Source organism: Acinetobacter sp. YH12140 (assembly GCF_013418475.1).
In the GTDB taxonomy this organism is placed as follows: Bacteria; Pseudomonadota; Gammaproteobacteria; order Pseudomonadales; family Moraxellaceae; genus Acinetobacter; species Acinetobacter amyesii.
In genome coordinates this window covers 182,231-203,924 of sequence record NZ_VPBZ01000003.1, presented here as the reverse complement: position 1 = coordinate 203,924, position 21,694 = coordinate 182,231, and the positions used below count along the sequence as shown (strand labels likewise).

The window sequence follows — 21,694 nt, the reverse complement described above, 5'->3', positions numbered from 1 at the left end:
AAATCAAATGTGGGAATTAGTCAAAGCGGGCGGGTGGTTAATGATCCCGCTCGTCATTTGTTCGATCTTTACGGTAGCCATTACCATTGAGCGTTTTATTCGTTTAAAGAAATCAATGGTGTTACCAAAAGACTTGATGATGAATGTAAACACATCGGTGAAAGATGTGGTGCAGCAGCTAAAGCAAAGTCCAACTTTACAACAAAGTACATTGGGTCGTGTATTGGGCGCAGGTTACGCTAGTAAAGATCAAAACGAGCAATATGCACGTGCGCAAATGGAAGTCACAGCGTCACAAGAAATTGGTTATTTAGAAAAAAATATCAACTTTTTGGGCACTTTAAGCGCTGTTGCACCTTTACTAGGTTTGTTGGGTACGGTGATCGGTATTATTGAAGCATTCTTAATGATTGATATAGGCACCAATAGTGATCCAGTGTTGATGATGCCGGGTATTTCTAAAGCCTTGATTACCACTGCTGCCGGTATGTTAATTGCGGTACCTGCATTATTTGCACATCGCTATTTCCAACGTTTGGTTCAGGAATATGTGGCTGAGTTAGAACAGCAGTCGACGTTATTTCATGCCGCTTTGTTTTATAAAAAAACACCTGAAGTAGAAAGTCAGGACATTCAGAAAGCCAGCTGAGTGGAGACTGCGCATGAAATTTAAACGTCGTCAGGTTGAAGATATTCATATCAACCTCACACCGATGATTGACTGTTTGATGTTCATTTTGGTGTTCTTGTTGCTCTCGACTACCTTTAACCAGATGAGTCGAATGAACCTGACTTTGCCAGATGCACAGGGTGTTCCACCTAAAAACTATGATCAAAAGATTGAAGTTGTGGTGGATTCAACAGGACATTATTCTGTCAATGGTCAGTCATTGGCGAGTAAAGAAGTCTCTGATTTGAATACTGCAATTAAACAGACAGCCAATGATCGTCGTGATTTAATGTTTGTGATTGCCGCAGATGCAAAAGCAACACATCAAGATGTGATTCGGGTGATGGATGTTGCAGGTCAACTTGGATTTGTGAATATCAACATCAGTACCAAAGTTCCAACTCGAGGTTATTAGTGAAGCACGATTTTAAGGTCTATTTACGCCTATTAAGTTATTTAAAACCTTTTTGGGGAATCGGCCTGCTGGTTTTGCTTGGTTTCGGTATTAATGCTGCGACAGAAGTTTCTGTCGCAAAATTATTGGAACGCATTATTGAAGCCATTCAAAACAAAGATCAAAGCTTTACAACCTTATTTCCACTCTTGGTGGTTTTATTGATGTTCTTCCGTGGACTCGGTTTGTTCATGGGGGGATACTTTACCGCAGTGATTTCTCGAAACTTAATCTTTAATATTCGTCAGCAAGTGTTCGCAAAACTCATGCGTTTGCCTTCGCAATATTATTTAGATAATTCGAGCGGTCATATCACTGCAAAAATTATGTATAACGTTGAACAGTTGACGGCAGCATCATCTGAGTCACTGAAAACGATTGTACAACAGGGTCTGATTACCATCGCATTATTGGGTTATTTGCTGTATACCAACTGGCGTTTAACTCTATGTATTTTAATTTTTGGCCCAATTATTGGGCTGATCATTCGTAAAGCGTCGAAACGCATGCGTAAATTATCCATGCAAGTACAAAGTACCATGGGTGATGTTAACCATGTGGTGCAAGAGACAGTACAAGGCAACTTGGTAGTGAAGGGCTTTGCAGGGCAAGATTATGAACAAAAACGTTTTTATGAAAGCTCGATGGAGAACTTACGCCGCGGCTTAAAAATGGTTGTGGTGCAACAACTCAATAGCCCAATTGTTCAGCTTATCATGTCGATTGCGCTCAGTATCGTGATGTATATCGCACTACGCCCTGAGATTTTACAAGATACAACAGCGGGTGAGTTTGTAGCGTATATCACTGCCGCAGGTATGCTGAGTAAGCCAATTAAAACCTTGACGGATGTCAATGAAAAACTACAACGAGGCATGGCAGCAGCTTATTCAGTTTTTGAATTGCTTGATATGCCTGAAGAAGTAAATAACGGCACGCTTAAGCCTGCTTTGAAAGGCGATGTCGAATTTAAAAATGTCAATTTGATCTATGCCGATGGTCACCATGCGATTCATGACTTCAATTTAAAAGTTAATGCAGGGCAAACCGTTGCATTGGTTGGGCGTTCAGGTGCAGGTAAAACTTCATTGGTCAATCTGTTGGTGCGTTACCAAGAAGTGTCTTCTGGACAATTGTTGCTTGATCAGCATGATATTCACGATATAGAACTCAATAGCTTGCGTACTCAGATTTCGATGGTCAATCAGCAAGTGGTTTTGTTTAACCGTACTGTGCGTGAAAATATTGCTTATGGACAGCTCGAGCATGCAACAGATGAGCAAGTCATTGCTGCTGCCAAAGCTGCATTTGCACATGATTTTATTATGGATTTACCGCAAGGTTATGACACACCATTGGGTGCCCAAGGTTTAAATCTATCTGGTGGTCAACGTCAACGGATTGCGATTGCACGTGCCATTTTGAAAAATGCACCGATCTTAATTTTAGATGAAGCGACCAGTGCGCTAGATAACGAATCTGAATTTTTCATTCAGCAAGCATTTGACGCTGCGATGCAAGATCGTACCACGATCGTGATTGCGCATCGTTTATCGACCATTGAAAATGCAGACTGTATTGTAGTGATGGATAAAGGGCGTATTATTGAACAAGGTTCGCATACAGAATTGATGGCACAACGTGGTGCATATTACCAACTTCATCAGCGTAATTTTGAGGAAAATTAAGACATGTCTTTTGCACAATTGATTCAGGATGCTTGGAATGAACAGGCAAAGTGGCTCGTTGTGTTTAGACCTTTGTCATGGCTTTATCGTGGCGGCTTTTTACTCAATAAAAAACTCTATCAATCAGGTATTAAGCAAAGTTATAAAGCGCCTATTCCAGTCATGGTCATTGGAAACATCACAGTGGGTGGAAGTGGTAAAACCCCATTGCTCATTCATTTGGTCAGTTATTTAAATAGCTTAAACCTGCGTGTTGGTGTGATCAGTCGTGGCTATGGTGGTCAAGGACCATTTCCGGCCTATGTGGATTTAGATTCGACGGCTGAAATGGTAGGTGATGAACCGAGCTTAATTGTTCAGTCTACAGGTGTACCGATGGCAGTCGGTCCAAACCGCCAGCAAAGTATTGAGTTGCTGCTCTCTAAGCATGAATTGGATTTGATTATCTGCGATGATGGTTTACAGCATTGGGCGCTTCAACGTCAGTTGGAATGGATCGTACTGGATAATAATCGTGGTTTAGGCAATGAAAAATTATTACCCGAAGGTTATTTGCGTGAACCGAAAAAGCGCCTTGATACTGGGACGGTCATTGAACATTCAGCAGATCCAAGTTCCCCACTGAATATGCACCTAGAAGCGGCGCAGCCTTATTTGCTTAATAAAGATCTTGTGACGACATTTGATGTAAACAAGGATTTTTATGCTGTGGTGGGTATCGGATTTCCGCAACGCTTTTATAAAACCTTAGAAAATATGGGGATTCATCAATTTCAATGTCATGAATTCCCAGATCATTATGAATATGAACTGAGTGATTTGCAGTTTGAAGATGCCAATCCCATCATTACCACTGAAAAAGATGCAGTGAAAATTTTAGCGATCCTCAAAAATAATCCAGATTTTAAAAGAGAAATATGGGTTGTTCCTGTAGATGCAGTGTTGTCACCTGCGTGTTATGAAACTTTGCATGCGCAGTTGAAACAACTAGGTCTGAAACTTCCCGAAGGCATTTAATTTATGAAACATATTGTTATTCCTGCACGTTTTTCAAGTTCACGTTTACCGGGTAAGCCATTGCTTGAAATTCACGGCCGTCCGATGATTTTACGTGTGGTTGATCAAGCCAAAAAAGTTGCAGGATTCGATGATCTTTGTGTTGCTACAGATGATGAGCGTATTGCAGCAGTATGCCGTGCGGAAGGGGTTGATGTGGTATTGACCTCTACAGAGCATCCATCTGGGACAGATCGTTTAAGTGAAGTTGCACGTATCAAAGGTTGGGCAAGTGATGACATTATTGTCAATGTGCAGGGCGATGAACCTTTGCTTCCCGCTCAATTGGTAAAACAAGTTGCACAATTACTCGTTGATCAGCCGAAATGTTCAATGTCGACACTCTGCGAGCCGATTCATAGTCTAGAAGAATTTCAACGTGACAGCATTGTCAAAGTGGTGATGTCAAAGCACAATCAAGCGCTGTATTTCAGTCGTGCGACTATTCCTTATGACCGAGACGGTGCAAAGCAAGCTGAAAAAACCTTGCATCATCAAGCTTTTCGTCATTTAGGACTTTATGCATACCGCGTAAAACTCCTTCAAGAATATGTCACTTGGGATATGGGTGTACTCGAAAAATTAGAAAGCCTTGAACAATTACGCGTTTTGGAAAATGGTCATCGTATTGCCATAGCTGTGGCAGAAGCGAACCTACCACCGGGCGTAGACACTCAAGCTGACCTTGATCGTTTGAACCAAATGGATGTTTCAAACTTCGAATAAGGTTAAACGATTTATGCAAAATGAAATTGTGGCGCAAGTGTACCCTTGGCAGCAAAATACATGGAATACATTAACCAGCCGTTTTCCACAACTGGGACATGGCGTGCTTTTGTATGGCAAAAAAGGCTGTGGTAAAGAGGCATTTGCAAAACAATTTCTTGCTTGGGTGCTGTGTCAAAAACGTGATGAGCGAACTGAGCCATGTGGTGAGTGTGGGAGTTGCCAGTGGTTAAAGTCAGATACACATCCAAATTTTGTCCACATCAGCACAGATGAAGACAATAAAAAGCAAAATGCCAAAATTAAAATCGAAAAAATTCGTGATTTATTGCCCTTTGTACAGCAAACCGTAGACGGTTGGCGAGTTGTGTTGATTGAGCCTGCTGAAGCATTAAACATTGCGTCATCGAATGCTTTGCTGAAGACATTGGAAGAGCCTGGCGAACGCATTGTGATTATGTTGTTGGCAGAGCATTATTTGAAATTGCCGGCAACCATTCGCAGTCGAATGCAGCACTATGCATTGGATCGTATTGAACCCGAACAATCACAGCAATATTTACAGCAGCATTTGCCCGATAGTGGTGAAACTCAGCGCAAAGTTCTCATGAACTTAGCCAGTCAAATGCCATTACAAGCAATTTCATTGGCAAGTAGTGAATGGCTAAATATGCGCCAAGAGTTTCTACAAGATTGGCAAAAACTTGTGACACAAAAAAACATGCCGATGGCAATTGCGACCAAGTGGAATAAAGCACTGAGTTTTAGTGATTTTAGTCAAATGTTTGAATACTTGTTGTCCGATATAATTTGTGTCAAGCTAAATCAATCCATAAAAAATATAGATTTGGATTTTGGGGTGTTGGCAGAGCAATATTCGCTTGAAACACTCTTTGGGATTTATACAGAATTACAGCAGTCTAAGCGGTTCATCGAGCAGAACGTACAGGGGAATCTGGTCGTAGATGAGCTTTGCATCAAACTGATGAATGTTTAATTAAGGGGAAACATCATGCAACCACGTATGGGCGGGATTGTTCACGCTAATATTCCAGATGTGGAAACACTTTTTGCGAGCTACATGCCTTATGTCGTTGGTGGTGGTCTATTTGTACCATCAAAGCAAGCTGTGAAAATGGGTGATGAGGTTTTCTTATTGGCCACTTTGCCTGAACAAAGTATAAAAATTCCTTTGACAGGAAAAGTGATTTGGATTTCGCAAAAGCAAAATGGCATTAAACCACAAGGCTTTGGAATTCAATTAAGCGGCGAAAAAGGCGTTTATTTCAAAACAGAAGCAGAACGTTTACTTGCAGGGCTTAAATCTGAGGGGCGTAGAAGTTACACTATGTAGTTACAACAGTGAAGACTTGTAGGTACATATTGTGTTTGTAGATACCCATTGCCATTTAACCATGCTTGACTTAAGCCCTTATGAGGGTAATTTAGATCTTGCATTGGATCAGGCTCGTCAAGCCGGGGTCTCAAAGTTTATGAGTATCTCGGTTGATCTAGATGACCATATCGAACTTTCAAAAATTGCATCACGTCATGCCGATGTGGGTTATTCCGTTGGGGTGCACCCATGTGAAGATCCTGCAACGATGGCTCGGGCAACAGAAGAATATCTCATTGAATTAGCACAACCTGAAAAGGTTTGGGCGATTGGTGAAACAGGGCTGGATTATTTTCATAGTACAGACTTTATTGCAGAGCAAAAAGAATGCTTTGCCCGCCATATTCACGCATCACAAGCTGTAAAAAAACCAGTGGTTGTTCATACCCGTTCTGCAAAGCATGATACGGTGGATATTATCCGTGCAGAGAAATCCACTCACGGTATTTTGCATTGTTTTACTGAAGATTGGGAAACGGCAAAAGCGGTCTTAGATTGTGGTTATTACGTGTCATTTTCAGGCATTGTTTCTTTTAAAAATGCACAAGATTTGCGTGATGTGGCCAAGCAAGTGCCACTGGATCGCGTGCTGATTGAAACAGATAGCCCATACCTTGCACCGATGCCATATAGAGGAAAGTCTAATGAACCAAAATACGTTCCTTATGTAGCCAAAGCCTTAAGTGATGTATATGATAAGTCAATTGAAGAGATGGCTTTCATTACAATGCAAAACTTTGAAAATCTCCTCAATCTTAAGTAAATAATTTGAATTGATATAAGAGTAAGAGAGTATAGGGTGAAGATGGATCGTCAAGCTCAGTTTAGAGCAAGAGAGGCATTAATTTTCCAAGTGGCAGAGCAGCTGCTATTGGAAAATGGCGAAGCAGGGATGACACTAGATGCGCTAGCGGCAGAACTCGACTTGGCAAAAGGGACGTTATATAAACATTTTCAAAGTAAAGATGAACTATATATGTTGCTCATTATTCGTAATGAACGCATGTTATTGGAAATGATTAAAGACACCGATAAAGCTTTTCCTGAACACCTTGCTTTCTTTATGTTGCATCACTTACATCACCCAGAACGTACAGTGTTGTTTCATCAAATTGAAGAGCGTTTATCGACAACGGGTGTGGGTATTCAACACTTGTTTAGTGAACTTTATCAAGTGCGCAAACAACGCCTACGATTGATCATTCGTATGACTGAGCATTATTTGGAGTCGATTCAAAGTAGCATGCCAGTACGTGATTATCTTGCTTCGATTTGGTCACTTACACATGGCGCTGCAGCAATTTTGAACTCTAGTTTTTATCAGCGTTATTTGGGTTCAAGAGACACCTTGCGGGTTGCTTATATTGATCAAGCCTTGGCCTTACCAAAACAAGTGCATGCGGTTGCTCAATTCGCTTAAAGGCTGCTTATGAAAAGTGCATCACCATCATCGGTTCGTGGCTTCACCCTCGTAGAATTGATGGTGGTGATTGTGATTATGGGCATCATGGCCTCATTGGTACTTTTAAATATTGGTGGGACAGATCAACGCAAAGCCATGCAAGCACGCGAAGTGTTTGTGATGGATCTGAAACGAATTTTACGTGATGCAAATGATCAAGCTTTGATATTGGCTTTACAGCAAAAAGCTGGAACGGATGTCAACACCCAAAGCTATGCGGTACAAGAATATTTACCAGAACAAAAACGTGTAGAAAATAGTATTTTAAATCAAAATAATAAATGGCAAAACTATAAAGATTTTGAAACCCGAGTATTACCTGAAAATGTCTCTTTTACAATTCAGTCTTTAGATCAGCAGTATGAAAATGCCAATAATGATGATTTGTTAAATACCAATGCACCCAAGTTGATATGGTTGGGCAATGGTGAGGTAAAGCCTGTGCGTATACAGTTTTATTTTGAAGAACGTCCCATTGGTAATGAAATCGAAATTGATCATTTAGGGAAAGTCAATGCGGGCTAAAGGGTTTACGCTACTTGAAGTCATGGTGGCATTGGCGATTTTTGCGACGGCGGCAATGGCTTTGTCTAATGTTGCGATGCAATATACACAGTCGACAGCACACGCAATTTTAAGAAATAAAGCACAATTCGTCGCGTTGAATGAAATCGCTAAGATGGAAATCAATCGTGAATGGATGACAGGTACTGCATCTAAACAAGTCACTGAACAAGGCGAACAATGGCAAATTGACAAAAAAGCCCAAGCCACCATTAGTCCAAATGTACAACGTATTGATATCCAAGTGAGTTTGATGAATGCTGAAACAGGCGATGTTGAAGCAGGGATTAGCAGTTTGGTGTTCTTTAACTATAAGGCTCCGTTGGATGAAAATAATAACTAGAAAAAAACGTACATCTCAAGATATGCCTGTGCTTGTACAGCAAGGAATGAAGAATCAAGCAGGATTTACCTTAGTTGAGCTTTTGGTTGCGATTGCTATTTTCGCAGTGCTGTCTGCTTTGGGTTGGAAGGTCTTTGATTATGTCTCGAAAGTGAAGGAACGAAACGCAACCCATGAGGCAAGGCTGAGTCAGTTGCAAGATGCCCATCAGCAAATACTCAGAGACACAGTACAAGCTGTGCCCTTAACTGCCAATATTAATGGAGGTATTCAACCAGCGTTAGTATTGCAAAATGGCCGATTTAATTTCAGTAAGACAGGTGTCACTGATCCATTAAATCAGGGCATTGCACCTGACGAGCGAGTGGAATATCAATACAAAGCTGATGAAAAAAAATTGTATCGGCTAAAATTTAAAAATCTCAACCAAACGGGACATGATCAGCCAGATTCGAGTGTTTTACTGGATAATGTTGAACAATATAAAATCACGGTACTCAATCCAAATGAGTTAGAGAATTGGCCAGATGCTGCCGCTGATTTGAATAATGAAAAAACCATTCAACTGTTACCGCGGGGTATCAGGATGCAGCTCACAGTTGATGGGACAAACTACGAATGGTTATTCAGTTTGTTAAATACTGATTTTTTATTGGATAAAAATAAGAATGGTTAGCGGTCAGGTAGTAGAGTCATTTGAAGTTCGGAGTTGCGTATGAAACAGCAACATGGCATCGCTTTGTTAACTATCCTGATGATGGTAGCTTTGGCAACCATAGTTGCAGCAGGCATCGCAAAACAACAAGCCAATACTTCTGAAAATACCGCTTATGTGATGCGCCAAAATCAGTCGTTGTTATATGCGAAAAGTGCTGAAGCATTTTTTGCTGAACTTTTGGTAAATGATGCCGAAAATGCAGGGCAGGTGGATCACCTCCAAGAAAATTGGGCTCAGCCTATGCCAGCCTTTCCTGTGGAAGGTGGAACTGTTGCAGGTGTGCTCCAAGACGAATCTGGAAAATTTAACCTTAATAGTTTGGTTTCAGAAGAGGGTGTGGTAAATGACAAAGCAAAATTATGGTTTGAAAAAATATTGCAGCGTGTTGGTTTACCCGCAGAATTAAGTCAAGCCGTGATTGACTGGCAAGATGAAGATGATGAGACTTCTGGCCCGATGGGGGCAGAGCTGGCGTACTATCGTGGTTTAAATAATGCGGCATTACCGCCAAATGCAAAATTTCATAGTGTGGAAGAACTGAAATCAGTCCGTGGTTTTGAAGGTGCTAAATATAAACTAATTGCGCCCTATGTGAGTAGCTTGCCCTCGCATGAAACAACGGTAAACATTAATACCGCTCCTGCATTTTTGTTAGCGACTATAGATGATCGTTTAGATGTCAATGCAGTTGAGCAAGCTTTGCAACAAAAAGCTGCCAAATTTGAACATTTCGAAAATATCAATGATTTATGGGCAATGGAGCCATTTGCACAGGTGAGCACAGAAAATAGGGAAGTTTTAAATTCACAATTGGGTGTGCAGTCGAACTATTTTAAAGCGCAAATTGAAATTATTTTAAATGAAAGAAAGCGTCAATTTACCAGTGAGTTAGTGCGAAAAGATAAAGATGTATATGTGGCTTTTCGCAGTATGGCACCATTTTAGGTCTTAAAGGTCGCTAAATTTTCATGATGCCTTTTCCCAATTGTGCTGAATAGCAAAATTAATGCCTCTTGTTAGACTTTTGCATTATAATCTCTGAGAACCCATAGATTATTTGATTGCATTACGACACATGTTAATTCGTAAGTTATTTAAGTTTGAAAACGCGCATATCGTGCGTAATTGCACGTCAGACCGTTGCAAACGTTCCATTCATGGACACAGTTATAAAGTCGAACTATTACTTAAAGCGTCGAAACTTGACCATGGACAAATGGTTTACGATTTTGGTTTGCTCAAAGGGGTAATTAAAGACTTATTTGACAGTTTTGATCACGCGATTTGTTTTTGGCAACACGATGATGCTGAGTACATTCGTGCCTGCAAACAGTTCAGTGCACGTTGGGTTGAACTACCCGTATCGCCCTCAGCAGAACAGTTTTCACGAATCTTCTTTTACTTAGCACAACAAGTTCTAAAATCAACAGAAACTCAAAATGGTGAGGGTGATGTTGAGGTGTATTCTGTGATCGTGCATGAGACAGACACAGGCTATGCGCAAAGCTTCTTAGAAGATATCGACAACGCACAAATGGGGTTGTTGCAGTTAGATCAAATCGTCTTCTCCGAACAGGTTCAGTCGGAATGGAACGATACCCAGATGTATGAAAAATTAAAACAGGGTCAAAAATTTTTAAACCCTGCAGTTGATTTACAAGTTAGAATTTAAGTAAATATTTGGTTTTATTAGGATTGGTTAACAGTGATGTCTTTAACAGAAGAGCAACAAGCAAAACTAGCTAAAGTGCAGCTTGAGCCTAGCTGGAAATATGCCCTAAGTGAGTTTTTGCTTAGCCCTCGCATGGATGAGTTAAAAGACTTTCTGCTACAACAAATCAAACAGGATAAAGTGATTTATCCACCGAATCCGCTGATCTTTAATGCCTTAAACACGACGCCTATGGCGAATGTAAAGGTGGTGATTTTAGGCCAAGACCCGTATCATGGGCCAAATCAGGCACATGGCTTGAGTTTTTCGGTACAAAAGGGGGTTGCATTACCACCTTCTTTACGTAATATTTTCCATGAGTTAAATACCGACCTTGGGGTACCAGTGTCAAAACATGGGGACTTAACACGCTGGGCAGAACAAGGTGTTTTGCTTTTAAATGCGGTACTGACTGTTGAGGCTGGGCAACCAACTTCACATCAAAAACGTGGCTGGGAAGATTTTACAGACCATGTGATTGATGTTTTAAATGAACAACGTGAGCATATTGTCTTTATTTTATGGGGGGCATATGCACAGCGTAAGGGACAACGCATTGACCAAAATAAGCACTTGGTGCTAAAAGCCGCGCATCCATCACCTTTGGCTGCAAACCGCGGTGGATTTTTTGGTTGTAAGGTGTTTTCAAAAAGTAATAATTATCTTAAACAAAATGGCATTGAGCCAATAGACTGGCAGCTGGACGCATGACTTATTCTCCCGTTTCAAAAAATTATCACCCAGATCTGATTGTTGAAGAAGCGAAAAAGGGCTGGCGCATTGTTCGCTTGAATCGCCCAAAATCGCTTCATGCATTAGATGAATCAATCTGTACAGCGTTGCTTGAAGTCTTTCAGGACTTTCAACACGACGATGCAGTAAAAGCGATTTGGTTAGATTCCACTACGCCAAAAGCATTTTGTGCAGGTGGCGATGTACGCAAATTGCGACAATTGGTGGTCAATGATGAAGTTGAAACGGCGAATAAATTCTTTGAACAAGAATATGCTCTAGATTTGCTGCTGCATAACTATGCAAAGCCGATTTTGGTTTGGGGCGAAGGTTATGTGATGGGTGGTGGTTTAGGTCTGTTTATGGCTGCACCTTTCCGCTTGGTAACACCTTATTCACGTTTAGCAATGCCTGAGATTAATATTGGTTTGTATCCAGATGTAGGTGCGACGCGTTTCCTTGCTGACCGTGGCGCCATTGGTTTGTTTACTGGGTTAACTGGCTCGATTATGACCGCAGCAGGTGCTTATGGTATCGGTTGGGCAACGCATATTTGTGATGCGCAGCGTGATAACGTACTTGAAACTGTCATTAATATTGATTGGGATCATTATCCAGCGGGTGATTTTCGTGCCATTGATGACACTTTAAATAGTATGCATCGTCCTGTGGGACCGGGGCCATTACAAAACTCATTAGATGTGATTCAAAGTGTGTGCCGTGGGCATAATTTTGAACATGACTATGAATCAATTATTGGTTTAAGCGATGCACGCAGTGATTGGTTACGCCAAGCCAGTGAAAATTTACAAAAAGGTTCACCTGCAACAGCAGCATTAACATGGTTGTTGTGGCAGTGGGGCAAGCAAGTGCATTCTTGGAATGAAGTGTTTGAACTGGAAACCCAAATTTCGGATTGGAAAATTCGTCATGCGGACTTTGTTGAAGGTGTGCGCGCCCGTCTAGTCGATAAAGACCTGTCTCCAGAATGGAAAAAAGGTACAGATCTTTCCCTCAAAGGAATTCTGGCTGATGAGCCTCCTGTAACTAATATTGACAGTTGGAATGCACTGTTAAGACAGTATGGTGTAATTTAATTAATTGATGTCTGAACCAAACTTATTTAGTGATGAACATTGGATGCAGCTTGCTTTCGAGCAGGCTGCACAAGCTGCTGAATTGCAAGAAATTCCTGTAGGCGCAGTCATTGTGAGTCAAAATCAAGTCATAGGTGCAGGGTTTAATGCGCCGATTTCTCTGAAAGATCCCACCGCACATGCGGAAGTACAAGCTTTGCGTCAAGCTTGTTTAAATATCGATAATTACCGTTTACCTGACGATGCAACTTTATATGTAACTTTGGAGCCATGCACAATGTGTGTGGGCGCTTTGGTTCATTCGAGAATTAAGCGTGTGGTATTTGCGACGACTGAGCCTAAAGCAGGTTCTTTGGTCAGTTCGCGTCAATTATTAAATTCAGGCTACTATAACCATATCTTTGAGTTTGAGCATGGTTGCCTACAAGAGCAATGCTCCCAACAATTAAGTGATTTTTTTAAAATGCGTCGTGAACAAAAACGACTGATGAAGTTACAGGAAAAAGCCACTTTGACTGAACTTAATTTAAAAAATCAAGTAAACTCTACTGACAATTAATATTGTCAAATAAAATAGGGTACACCATGAAATCCATTCAAGTAAAAAAAGAATTTAATGCACCGGTCGAGCAAGTTTTTGACTTACTTTCAAAACATTCGACCTATAACGTGGCTTTTGCACCAATTCAAGTGGTGTGCGTCAAAGATTCAGCAGATCCTGAACGTCCTGATGGTGTGGGTTCTGTACGTCGTATGGGCTTTGGGCCAGTGAAGCCTTTACAAGAGCAAATTACCTTGCTTGAGCCAAACCAACGCATTGAATATAAGATTATTAAAAACCCACTGGTGAAACATCATTTGGGCGTGATTCAATTCGAAGCGATTGATGCCGCACGTACTTTAGTTACTTATACGATTGAATTACAGGCGCGTGCACCGTTCGTTAGTCAATTAATCCTTGCGCAACTGAAGTCAGCGATTAAAATTGGTTTTTCAAAACTTGCAAAAACCGTATAAACAAAAGTGGAAGAGCAATGACAGTTCAAATCATTACAATTGATGGCCCAAGTGGCTCAGGTAAAGGAACATTGGCAGCAAAAATTGCGGCACATTATCAGTTCCACTTACTCGACTCAGGTGCGTTATATCGTCTGTTGGGATTGTCATTGCATAAGCAAGACTTAATTGATGCATTAGACTCAAAGCTCGATGAATGCGTAAAAATTGCAACAAATTTAGACATACAATTTGTGACAAATGAAGCAGGTGTTTCGGTGCTTTTAGATGGTGAAGATGTCTCAAAAGTTATCCGTACTGAGAGAGTTGGAGAGTTTGCCTCAAAAGTTGCTGCAATTCCTGCACTTAGAACTGCGCTTTTAGAACGTCAGCATGCCTTTGCCAAAGCACCTGGTTTGGTTGCCGATGGCCGTGATATGGCAACAACGATTTTTCCAAATGCTCAAGCCAAGATTTATTTAACGGCTTCTGCTCAGTCCCGTGCGGAGCGCCGTGTAAATCAGTTGCAGGCTATGGGCGTGGATGTTAAAATAAACGACATTTTAGCTAATATCGAAGCGCGTGATAAGCGAGATATGGAACGCACAGTCGCTCCACTCAAGCCTGCGCCAGATGCTTATTTCATTGATAGTTCAACTTTGAGTATTGATGAAGTATTCATGCTGATGACGAATTACATCGATCAGCAATTAGCAAACTAAAGAATTTTCAGCAGAAGCATAGCTTGATCAGTCTTATACGGACTATGTAGACGCTTAATTAAACCGGCCTTGTCTGATCCAAGACCGCTGACTTTACTAGGTATATCATGACCGAATCTTTTGCAGCCCTCTTTGAAGAAAGCGAATTAAACCTAAACGTTGAAAAGGGTGCTGTCATCCAAGGCGTTGTAGTAAATATCGACTCTGACTGGGTAACAGTTGACACTGGCCTTAAATCAGAAGGTATTGTTGACCGCGCTGAATTCTTAAATGAACAACGTGAACTTGAAGTTCAAGTTGGCGACACTGTTGACGTAGTTGTTGAAGCTCTTGACAACGGTATGGGTCAAACAGTTTTATCACGTGAAAAAGCTAAACGTGCTGAAACTTGGACTAAACTTGAAAAAATCTTTGAAGACGGCGAAATCGTTACTGGTGTTATCTCTGGTAAGGTTAAAGGCGGTTTCACTGTTGACATCGGTCCAGTTCGTGCGTTCCTTCCAGGTTCTTTAGTTGATACTCGTCCTATTCGTGATACTACTCACTTAGAAGGTAAAGAGTTAGAATTTAAAGTAATCAAACTTGATGCTAAACGTAACAACGTTGTTGTATCTCGTCGTGCTGTTATGGAAGCTGAATCTTCAGCTGACCGTGAAGCTCTTCTTGCTCAGCTTGAAGAAGGTCAAACAGTTACTGGTACTATCAAAAATCTTACTGACTACGGCGCGTTCGTTGACCTTGGCGGTATTGATGGTCTTCTTCACATCACTGACATGGCTTGGAAACGTATCAAGCACCCTTCAGAAGTTGTTGAAGTTGGTCAAGAAGTTACTGTTAAAGTACTTAAATTCGACCGCGAACGTAACCGCGTATCTTTAGGCCTTAAACAATTAGGCGAAGATCCATGGTTAGCGATCATGAACCGTTACCCTAAAGGTTCTATCGTTAAAGCTCGTGTAACTAACTTAACTGACTACGGTTGCTTCGCTGAAATCGCTGAAGGCGTTGAAGGCTTAGTACACGTTTCAGAAATGGACCACACTAACAAAAACATCCACCCATCTAAAGTTGTTCAGATCGGTGACGAAGTTGACGTTATGGTTCTTGAAGTTGATGAAGAGCGTCGTCGTATTTCTCTTGGTATCAAACAAACTCGTGCTAACCCATGGGAAGAGTTTGCTAAAGAACACGACAAAGGTGAAAAAGTTTCAGGTACTATCAAGTCAATCACTGACTTCGGTATCTTCATCGGTTTACCAGGCGGTATCGATGGTCTAGTTCACTTGTCTGACATTTCTTGGAACGAACAAGGCGAAGAAGCTATCCGTCGTTACAAGAAAGGTGACACAGTTGAAGCGGTTATCCTTTCAGTAGACGCTGAAGGCAACCGTATCAGCCTTGGCATCAAACAAATGAACAGTGATCCGTTCAACGATTTCTTAGCTGCTAACGAACGCGGTGCGCTTGTTAAAGGTACTGTAACTGCAGTCGACGCTAAAGGCGCTACTGTTAAGTTAGCTGACGAAGTTGAAGCGACTCTTAAAGCATCTGAAATCAACCGCGACCGCGTTGAAGATGCAACTAAGTTCCTTGAAGTTGGTCAAGAAGTTGAAGCTAAAATCATCAACGTAGACCGCAAATCACGTTCTATCAACTTGTCTATCAAAGCGAAAGACGAAGCTGAAGAAAAAGAAGCAGTAGCTAACTTGAACAAGACAGCTACAGCAACTTCAGACAATGGTCCTAAGACTATTGGTGATTTGATCAAAGCTCAAATGAACCACTAAGTAAGTGTTTGAATTGTATTGTTAATGTAAATTAATTAATATATTTTACACAATTACTGTAACGGTAGCGTAGTAAGTGATTATTACGCTACCGTTTTGTATTTAAACAGGTTATTATCAGGAAACTGATCCTAGGTAGCTTGATAATTAAAGAGGTCGCAGATGACTACTGAAGCACTTAATAAGTCTGACTTAATAGAGCGTATTTCTCTTAAAAACCCACACTTAGCTGAACCCTTAGTGGAAGAGGCCGTTAAGATAATGATCGATCAAATGATCGAAGCTTTGTCTACAGACAACCGAATTGAAATCCGTGGTTTTGGTAGTTTTGCATTACATCACCGTGAGCCACGTGTGGGTCGTAACCCAAAAACAGGTAAATCAGTTGAAGTTGCAGCAAAAGCTGTACCGCACTTTAAACCTGGTAAAGCTTTACGTGATGCGGTAAACGAATCTGCAAACTAATTTAAAACATAGTTAGGGGTGTTTATGCGTTACGTATTGGTCGTAATTCTACTAGTCCTATTTGGATACTCATTGGCTTTGGTTCTGCAAAACGGAACTGAACTTTCAGTCGATTTGTTGTTTACACAAGTGCCTGCAATGCGTTTAGGGCTTTTATTGCTATTAACCTTGTCATTAGGTTTGGTTTTAGGTCTTTTATTGGCAGTGCAAGTATTCCGAGTATTTCAAAATAACTGGGAAATTAAACGTCTACGTAAAGATATTGAGCGCCTACGTAAAGAGCAAATTCAAACTGCTCAACTTGCTGCTGCTGAAGCGGCTGCACATACGCGTCATGAAAAGACAGTTTTAGATATTGATGCGAATGAGCGTCCTTCTAACCCGTTATAATTGGGTTTTGGAAGTAAATTAACTACTTTTATGAGTAGATTTAAATTTTATATTTAACACTCCGGTGGATCATCGGGGTGTTTTTTTATGGGCTGAAAAAATAATCCATATATCTTAAATAAAATAATGAGATAGCTAAATTCAAATTAATCATTTCAATTAACATGAGTTTTATGACTTTCTGATTAAGTTGAATCCATCTATAATGCACTAATTTTGTCAAAATGAAGGGTAGGTCTCTTGAGTATCATCGTTGCACTAGATGCTAAAAGCCAATATGACGCACTTACAATTGCAGAGCAGTTAGATCCTGCATTATGTCGAGTTAAGGTTGGTAAAGAGTTATTTACCCATGAGGGTTCAAGTATCGTTAAAGCTTTGCACGATAAAGGTTTTGAAGTATTTCTAGATCTTAAATTCCATGATATTCCAAACACCACAGCACAAGCAGTTTGTGCAGCTGCGGATATGGGGGTGTGGATGGTCAATGTCCATGCATCAGGTGGCCGTAAAATGATGGAAACCTGTGTAGAGCGCCTAAAGGCGGGCAATTACAATACTCAGTTAATTGCTGTTACGGTTTTGACATCAATGGGTCGTGAAGATCTTGCGGAATTAGGCTTAGATGTGGAACCTTTTGAACATGTGAAGCGTCTTGCGACTTTAACGAAAGAAAGTGGTTTGGATGGTGTAGTTTGTTCGGCACAAGAAGCGAAAATGTTACGTGAAACTTTGGGTGCTGACTTTGCATTGGTAACACCGGGTATCCGTCCTGAGGGTTCTGCAGCGGATGATCAAAAACGAATTGTGACACCTAAACAGGCAATGCTTGATGGTTCTACACATTTGGTGATTGGCCGTCCAATTACTAAATCGGACAATATGCGTCAAACTTTAAAAGATATTTTGGCGACTTTGTAAGAATCCCACCCGACCTCCCTTTGAAAAGGGAGGAGAAAGTCCCTCTTTTTTAAAGAGGGATTTAGGGAGATTAAAATCGTTAAAGCACCGCCAATATACTCACCAATATAGGTGCAAGTACAGAAAGGATAAAGCCGCTGACCATGGCATGTGGAATAAAATCATTACCACAGGCTTGTTTGACCATAGGTAGGGTGACATCCATGGCTGTTGCACCCGCAGATGAAATTGCAGAACGTGGGTAACGCCAGCCAATAATATACATAAATACAATCGCAAAGATTTCTCTGAATAAATCATTCATCAGTGCGATACTGCCGAGATGCGCATTTTTTAATTCAGTCACGACGATGCCTGTCATCGAATAAAAACCATAGCCTTGTGACAACATAATCAACTCTTTCAGGCTGATTTGTGGCAATAAATAGGCTGCAGCAAATGCGCCCAAAAGTGAACCGACGATACAACCGAGTGGAACAAGTAGAATTTTCCAATTTAACCAAGAACGATCGAGCGGTGAGTAGGAGAGATCAAGCCCAATCAGAAACATGAAGACTAAAAGTAGATCCCAAGTACTCATATGTGGCTGAAGACTAAAATGTGCTGCAATTTCGGCAAAAGCATAACCTAAACCTAATGCAATAAAAGCATAGCTAATATTGATGAGTGAGCTTGTCACTAACTGCATGGACACTTTGCCATGACTAGGTTTGTAGCCTAAAAGCTTAAACAAAATATAGCAGCAAATAAAAGCACCCATTGAGGTCAATAGTGCAATAAGTACTGATGAAGAGAGGATTTGCAGAGGTGCTGGAATAGTGTGTAATGTTTCAGAAAATTCGATCGCAATCGCAAATAACAAAATATAAGTAAAGTACGGCAGGAGTTTAAAGGCGATTTTTTCAAGCCAAGTGGGTAGGCGACGTGCAAGTATAAAACCAAGCCCTAAACAGGCCAAGAGCTGGAAAATCAACCAGAAAGATTGCATACAAAAATAGGCAGATAATGAATACCTGCCTATTATGACCTGTTATTGCTTAAGCTGCATGACTAGATTTTGTTTTACTGAGGAGTCGAAAATCGGCTGGATTTATTTTTCGAGTAGCGAGCCAATATTTCCATGTATAAGTTGGCCAAAGTGCAAAATTTTTACCGCCATTTTGCTGATACCAACTCACGCAGCCTGATTGCCATACCGTACCATCTAGCATGTTTTGTACATGAGTGTTAAATTGATCTTGCACCTGATCTTTGACAGCGATAGCTTGAACATTAGATTTTGAAACCAATTGCATCATTTGTAAGATGTAATCGACTTGTGCCTCAATCATAAATACCACTGAATTATGGGCAAGTACCGTATTGGGGCCTAATAATTGGAACAGATTTGGAAAGCCTTTGGTGCAAATGCCATAAAAGCTTTCTGCGCCAGCCTGCCACACTTGTTTGAGTTCTTGACCTTTTTCACCAATACATTCAAATGATTTTAAATAAATTCTTGGATCGGTAATAAAGCCTGTACCATAGATCAGACAATCGATTTCACGGGATTTTCCATCTTTGGTAATAATGGCATTTTCAGTGATTTCTTGTATTGCATCACTGACCAATTCCACATTAGGTCGATTAAAGGTTGGAAAGTATTTATTAGAAATTAAAATGCGTTTACAACCCATGATGTAGTTTGGCGTTAGTTTCTTGGCAAGTTCAGCATCTTTCACTTGATACTTAATATACAGTTCTGCCAGTTTTTGCGCATACTTCATGGTGGTCGGCTTAACAATTGGCACGACACGTGATTCGTTGGTCCAATACAGGCGAGCGCGGTGAATTTTTCGAAACCAATCATATTTTTTAAATAGTAATTTTTCTAAACCATGATAACTACGCTCATCTCGTGGAATGACCCAAGCAGCTGTACGCTGAAAAACATACAGTTGCTTTGTTTGTGGTGCGATTTCAGGAATGTATTGGATGGCACTGCCGCCTGTACCAATCGATGCGACCTTTTTACCTTCTAATGGATATTGATGATCCCATTGCGAAGAATGGAACACTTTACCCTTAAATTTTTCAATGCCTGGAATATGTGGAATTTGTGGGACATGTAACGGGCCAGATGCAAAAATCACATATTGAGCGGTAATTTCAACGCCATCTTTGAGTTCTAAATGCCAGTCGCAGGTTGATTCATTGTATTGGCTTGAAAGCACTTCACTGTTAAAGCGACAGAATTGTTTTAAATTATATTCACGGGTGACATGTTGGATATAGTCAAATATTTCCGGCGCTTCGGCGTAACGCTTTGACCAATCTGTTTTGGGTGCAAAAGAAAGTGAATACATATGTGATTGCACATCGCAGGCAGCGCCAGGGTAGCGGTTTTCACGCCAGGTTCCACCAAAATCATTGGCTTTTTCGAGGATCAGAAAATCTTGATTGCCTTGTTGTAAAAGTCGTATCGCCATAGCAATACCACCAAAACCACCGCCGATGATGGCGATTTGTGTATGTATTTCAGAATTGGCGTTTGGGGTTTGCACTGTTTTTGCTTGCGCTTCCTGCATCATTTTTTTAATTCCAAGCGAGATTACAAGCTAAGAATACTTGAGTTCATGATCAGAACAATATGATTGAGATGACAGAAAAATTGATCGAAACGGCAATGTTCATAATTGCAAATTTGTAGTAAAAAAGAAGAAATTTAATGTCATTTTACGATTTATGAAACGATCTATTCTAAGCCTGATGTATTTAGTACAAGGAATGCGTAAAGCGGGCGTAGATGTCGATCAACGTTTGCAAACCATTGGGCTGCGTGTCGATGCACTCGATCCTACTTCAGTGATTCATCCGAGTTTGGAGTGGGATGTACTGAAAGTTATTGGTAAAGATGTAGAACCTGAGCAAGGGTTATTTATTGGTCAGCATTATACATTGGCGGGTTATGGCCCGTTGCTGATGTTATTGGTCACCAGTGATACTTTACGCCAAGCTTTAAATCAGGGAATTCGCTTTCAACAGTTGACGCATCTAACTGGGCGTTTAAGTTTGCAAATCAGTCAGCATAAAGTGGCTTTGTGCTATCAACCCCAGGATGTGTATGCACCATTAGGTGCGTTATTGGCGCAGTCAGAGATTTCAGGAACTTATAAATTCATCCGTGATCTGTACAAAATGATGGGTCTATCTACACCGCAAGTTCAAATTGATTTGCCGTTTGCTGAACCCAAAGATCCTGAAAAATTAAAAATGTTTACTGATTATTATGGCTCTCAAGTTCGATTTGGTGCGCCATTTGCGGCATTTTGGTTCGATGAAGATGTTTTAGATATTCGGATCCCTTCCGCAGATATTATTACTTTTCGATTATATGAGTCGAAATGTATTGCGGAGTTAGAACGTTTAAGCGCCGATGAAGATGCGCCATCATTGGTTCAACGTGTGCAAGATTATTTGGAATTACAAAGTGGTGCGATGCCAAGTATGGCAGCAACTGCTCAAGCGTTGAACTTGCCTGAAAGAACTTTGCGTCATCAACTGCAACAGTTAAATACCAGTTATAAGCAAATTCGTGAAGATATTATTAAAGATAAAGCACTCCGTATGATTGAATATAATGAATATTCAATTGAAATGATTGCAGAATTGCTGGGCTATTCAGAACCTGCGGCGTTTAATCATGCGTTTAAACGTTGGTTTGGGCATAGTCCGAGACAATATAATAAATAGCCAATGCGCTTTACTGCCAAAGTGTTATATCTTCGAGTTTATTCTTCGTTATAATTCATTTAGC

26 protein-coding genes are annotated in these 21,694 nt (G+C 40.7%); 24 read left to right on the top strand and 2 right to left on the bottom strand.

The genetic code is table 11. The features are described 5' to 3' along the window. Positions 1 to 7: 7 nt before the first annotated feature. The 23 genes from FTU75_RS04690 (at position 8) to pyrF (ending at position 17,898) form a co-directional block, all read left to right on the top strand. A complete protein-coding gene (locus FTU75_RS04690; RefSeq protein ID WP_078188956.1) occupies positions 8 to 649 on the top strand; it encodes a MotA/TolQ/ExbB proton channel family protein in 642 nt (213 codons plus the stop codon). 13 nt (positions 650 to 662) lie between these two features. Continuing rightward, the gene (locus tag FTU75_RS04685) at positions 663 to 1,085 is read left to right on the top strand and encodes a biopolymer transporter ExbD (RefSeq protein WP_078193671.1); all 423 of its coding nucleotides are present in this window, start codon (positions 663 to 665) and stop codon (positions 1,083 to 1,085) included. After that, positions 1,085 to 2,812, top strand: a complete 1,728-nt coding sequence (msbA, locus tag FTU75_RS04680) for a lipid A export permease/ATP-binding protein MsbA (RefSeq protein WP_180007340.1) — start codon at positions 1,085 to 1,087, stop codon at positions 2,810 to 2,812. The genes FTU75_RS04685 and msbA overlap by 1 nt, the downstream gene beginning before the upstream one ends. 3 nt (positions 2,813 to 2,815) lie before the next feature. Beyond that, positions 2,816 to 3,829 carry a tetraacyldisaccharide 4'-kinase gene (gene lpxK, locus FTU75_RS04675; RefSeq protein ID WP_180115265.1) on the top strand — a complete coding sequence of 338 codons (1,014 nt, stop codon included), beginning with the start codon at positions 2,816 to 2,818 and terminating at the stop codon, positions 3,827 to 3,829. 3 nt (positions 3,830 to 3,832) lie between these two features. Further along, on the top strand, positions 3,833 to 4,594 hold the full coding sequence (gene kdsB / locus FTU75_RS04670; RefSeq protein WP_180115264.1) for a 3-deoxy-manno-octulosonate cytidylyltransferase: 762 nt from the start codon (positions 3,833 to 3,835) through the stop codon (positions 4,592 to 4,594). 13 nt (positions 4,595 to 4,607) lie between these two features. Continuing rightward, positions 4,608 to 5,591: a DNA polymerase III subunit delta' gene (locus tag FTU75_RS04665; protein WP_180059027.1), complete on the top strand. Its 984-nt coding sequence runs from the start codon at positions 4,608 to 4,610 to the stop codon at positions 5,589 to 5,591. A gap of 15 nt (positions 5,592 to 5,606) precedes the next feature. Next, positions 5,607 to 5,948, top strand: coding sequence for a PilZ domain-containing protein (locus tag FTU75_RS04660; RefSeq protein ID WP_111885061.1), 342 nt, complete (start codon positions 5,607 to 5,609; stop codon positions 5,946 to 5,948). 31 nt (positions 5,949 to 5,979) lie between these two features. Next, on the top strand, positions 5,980 to 6,753 hold the full coding sequence (locus tag FTU75_RS04655; RefSeq protein ID WP_168378895.1) for a TatD family hydrolase: 774 nt from the start codon (positions 5,980 to 5,982) through the stop codon (positions 6,751 to 6,753). A 42-nt stretch (positions 6,754 to 6,795) separates the two neighbouring features. Further along, positions 6,796 to 7,410 carry a TetR/AcrR family transcriptional regulator gene (locus FTU75_RS04650; protein ID WP_078193665.1) on the top strand — a complete coding sequence of 205 codons (615 nt, stop codon included), beginning with the start codon at positions 6,796 to 6,798 and terminating at the stop codon, positions 7,408 to 7,410. 9 nt (positions 7,411 to 7,419) lie between these two features. After that, on the top strand, positions 7,420 to 7,977 hold the full coding sequence (locus FTU75_RS04645) for a type II secretion system protein (protein WP_180115263.1): 558 nt from the start codon (positions 7,420 to 7,422) through the stop codon (positions 7,975 to 7,977). Beyond that, positions 7,967 to 8,359: a type II secretion system minor pseudopilin GspI gene (gspI, locus tag FTU75_RS04640; protein WP_078188947.1), complete on the top strand. Its 393-nt coding sequence runs from the start codon at positions 7,967 to 7,969 to the stop codon at positions 8,357 to 8,359. Before FTU75_RS04645 ends, gspI begins: the two co-directional genes overlap by 11 nt. A 46-nt stretch (positions 8,360 to 8,405) precedes the next feature. Then, on the top strand, positions 8,406 to 9,035 hold the full coding sequence (gspJ, locus tag FTU75_RS04635) for a type II secretion system minor pseudopilin GspJ (protein ID WP_180115445.1): 630 nt from the start codon (positions 8,406 to 8,408) through the stop codon (positions 9,033 to 9,035). 39 nt (positions 9,036 to 9,074) lie between these two features. Then, entirely contained in the window at positions 9,075 to 10,022 is a 948-nt protein-coding gene (gspK, locus tag FTU75_RS04630) for a type II secretion system minor pseudopilin GspK (protein ID WP_180115262.1), read from the top strand. A 130-nt stretch (positions 10,023 to 10,152) separates the two neighbouring features. Beyond that, positions 10,153 to 10,749, top strand: a complete 597-nt coding sequence (locus FTU75_RS04625; RefSeq protein WP_078193661.1) for a 6-carboxytetrahydropterin synthase — start codon at positions 10,153 to 10,155, stop codon at positions 10,747 to 10,749. 36 nt (positions 10,750 to 10,785) lie between these two features. Beyond that, entirely contained in the window at positions 10,786 to 11,499 is a 714-nt protein-coding gene (gene ung / locus FTU75_RS04620; RefSeq protein WP_078193660.1) for a uracil-DNA glycosylase, read from the top strand. Further along, positions 11,496 to 12,617, top strand: a complete 1,122-nt coding sequence (locus FTU75_RS04615; RefSeq protein WP_078188941.1) for an enoyl-CoA hydratase/isomerase family protein — start codon at positions 11,496 to 11,498, stop codon at positions 12,615 to 12,617. Before ung ends, FTU75_RS04615 begins: the two co-directional genes overlap by 4 nt. 7 nt (positions 12,618 to 12,624) lie before the next feature. After that, positions 12,625 to 13,176, top strand: a complete 552-nt coding sequence (gene tadA, locus FTU75_RS04610) for a tRNA adenosine(34) deaminase TadA (protein WP_180115261.1) — start codon at positions 12,625 to 12,627, stop codon at positions 13,174 to 13,176. A 26-nt stretch (positions 13,177 to 13,202) separates the two neighbouring features. Then, positions 13,203 to 13,634 (top strand): SRPBCC family protein, encoded by a 432-nt coding sequence (locus tag FTU75_RS04605; RefSeq protein WP_180115260.1) that lies wholly within the window; start codon positions 13,203 to 13,205, stop codon positions 13,632 to 13,634. A gap of 17 nt (positions 13,635 to 13,651) precedes the next feature. After that, complete coding sequence (gene cmk, locus FTU75_RS04600) at positions 13,652 to 14,335, top strand: (d)CMP kinase (protein ID WP_180115259.1); 684 nt, start codon at positions 13,652 to 13,654, stop codon at positions 14,333 to 14,335. Positions 14,336 to 14,442: 107 nt separating this feature from the next. After that, complete coding sequence (gene rpsA / locus FTU75_RS04595) at positions 14,443 to 16,122, top strand: 30S ribosomal protein S1 (protein WP_078188933.1); 1,680 nt, start codon at positions 14,443 to 14,445, stop codon at positions 16,120 to 16,122. Between the two features lie 162 nt (positions 16,123 to 16,284). Beyond that, entirely contained in the window at positions 16,285 to 16,587 is a 303-nt protein-coding gene (locus FTU75_RS04590; RefSeq protein ID WP_067767464.1) for an integration host factor subunit beta, read from the top strand. A gap of 24 nt (positions 16,588 to 16,611) precedes the next feature. Next, positions 16,612 to 16,977: a lipopolysaccharide assembly protein LapA domain-containing protein gene (locus FTU75_RS04585; protein ID WP_180023907.1), complete on the top strand. Its 366-nt coding sequence runs from the start codon at positions 16,612 to 16,614 to the stop codon at positions 16,975 to 16,977. Positions 16,978 to 17,217: 240 nt separating this feature from the next. Next, positions 17,218 to 17,898, top strand: coding sequence for an orotidine-5'-phosphate decarboxylase (gene pyrF / locus FTU75_RS04580; protein ID WP_078193653.1), 681 nt, complete (start codon positions 17,218 to 17,220; stop codon positions 17,896 to 17,898). A gap of 79 nt (positions 17,899 to 17,977) precedes the next feature. On the opposite strand, the gene FTU75_RS04575 is transcribed toward pyrF, so the two are convergent. Then, entirely contained in the window at positions 17,978 to 18,886 is a 909-nt protein-coding gene (locus FTU75_RS04575) for a lysine exporter LysO family protein (RefSeq protein WP_180115258.1), read from the bottom strand. 49 nt (positions 18,887 to 18,935) lie between these two features. Next, positions 18,936 to 20,468 (bottom strand): flavin-containing monooxygenase, encoded by a 1,533-nt coding sequence (locus FTU75_RS04570; RefSeq protein ID WP_373685844.1) that lies wholly within the window; start codon positions 20,466 to 20,468, stop codon positions 18,936 to 18,938. A gap of 154 nt (positions 20,469 to 20,622) precedes the next feature. On the opposite strand from FTU75_RS04570, the gene FTU75_RS04565 reads away from it, so the two are divergent. Beyond that, positions 20,623 to 21,630, top strand: coding sequence for an AraC family transcriptional regulator (locus tag FTU75_RS04565; protein ID WP_111885051.1), 1,008 nt, complete (start codon positions 20,623 to 20,625; stop codon positions 21,628 to 21,630). Positions 21,631 to 21,694: the final 64 nt, after the last annotated feature.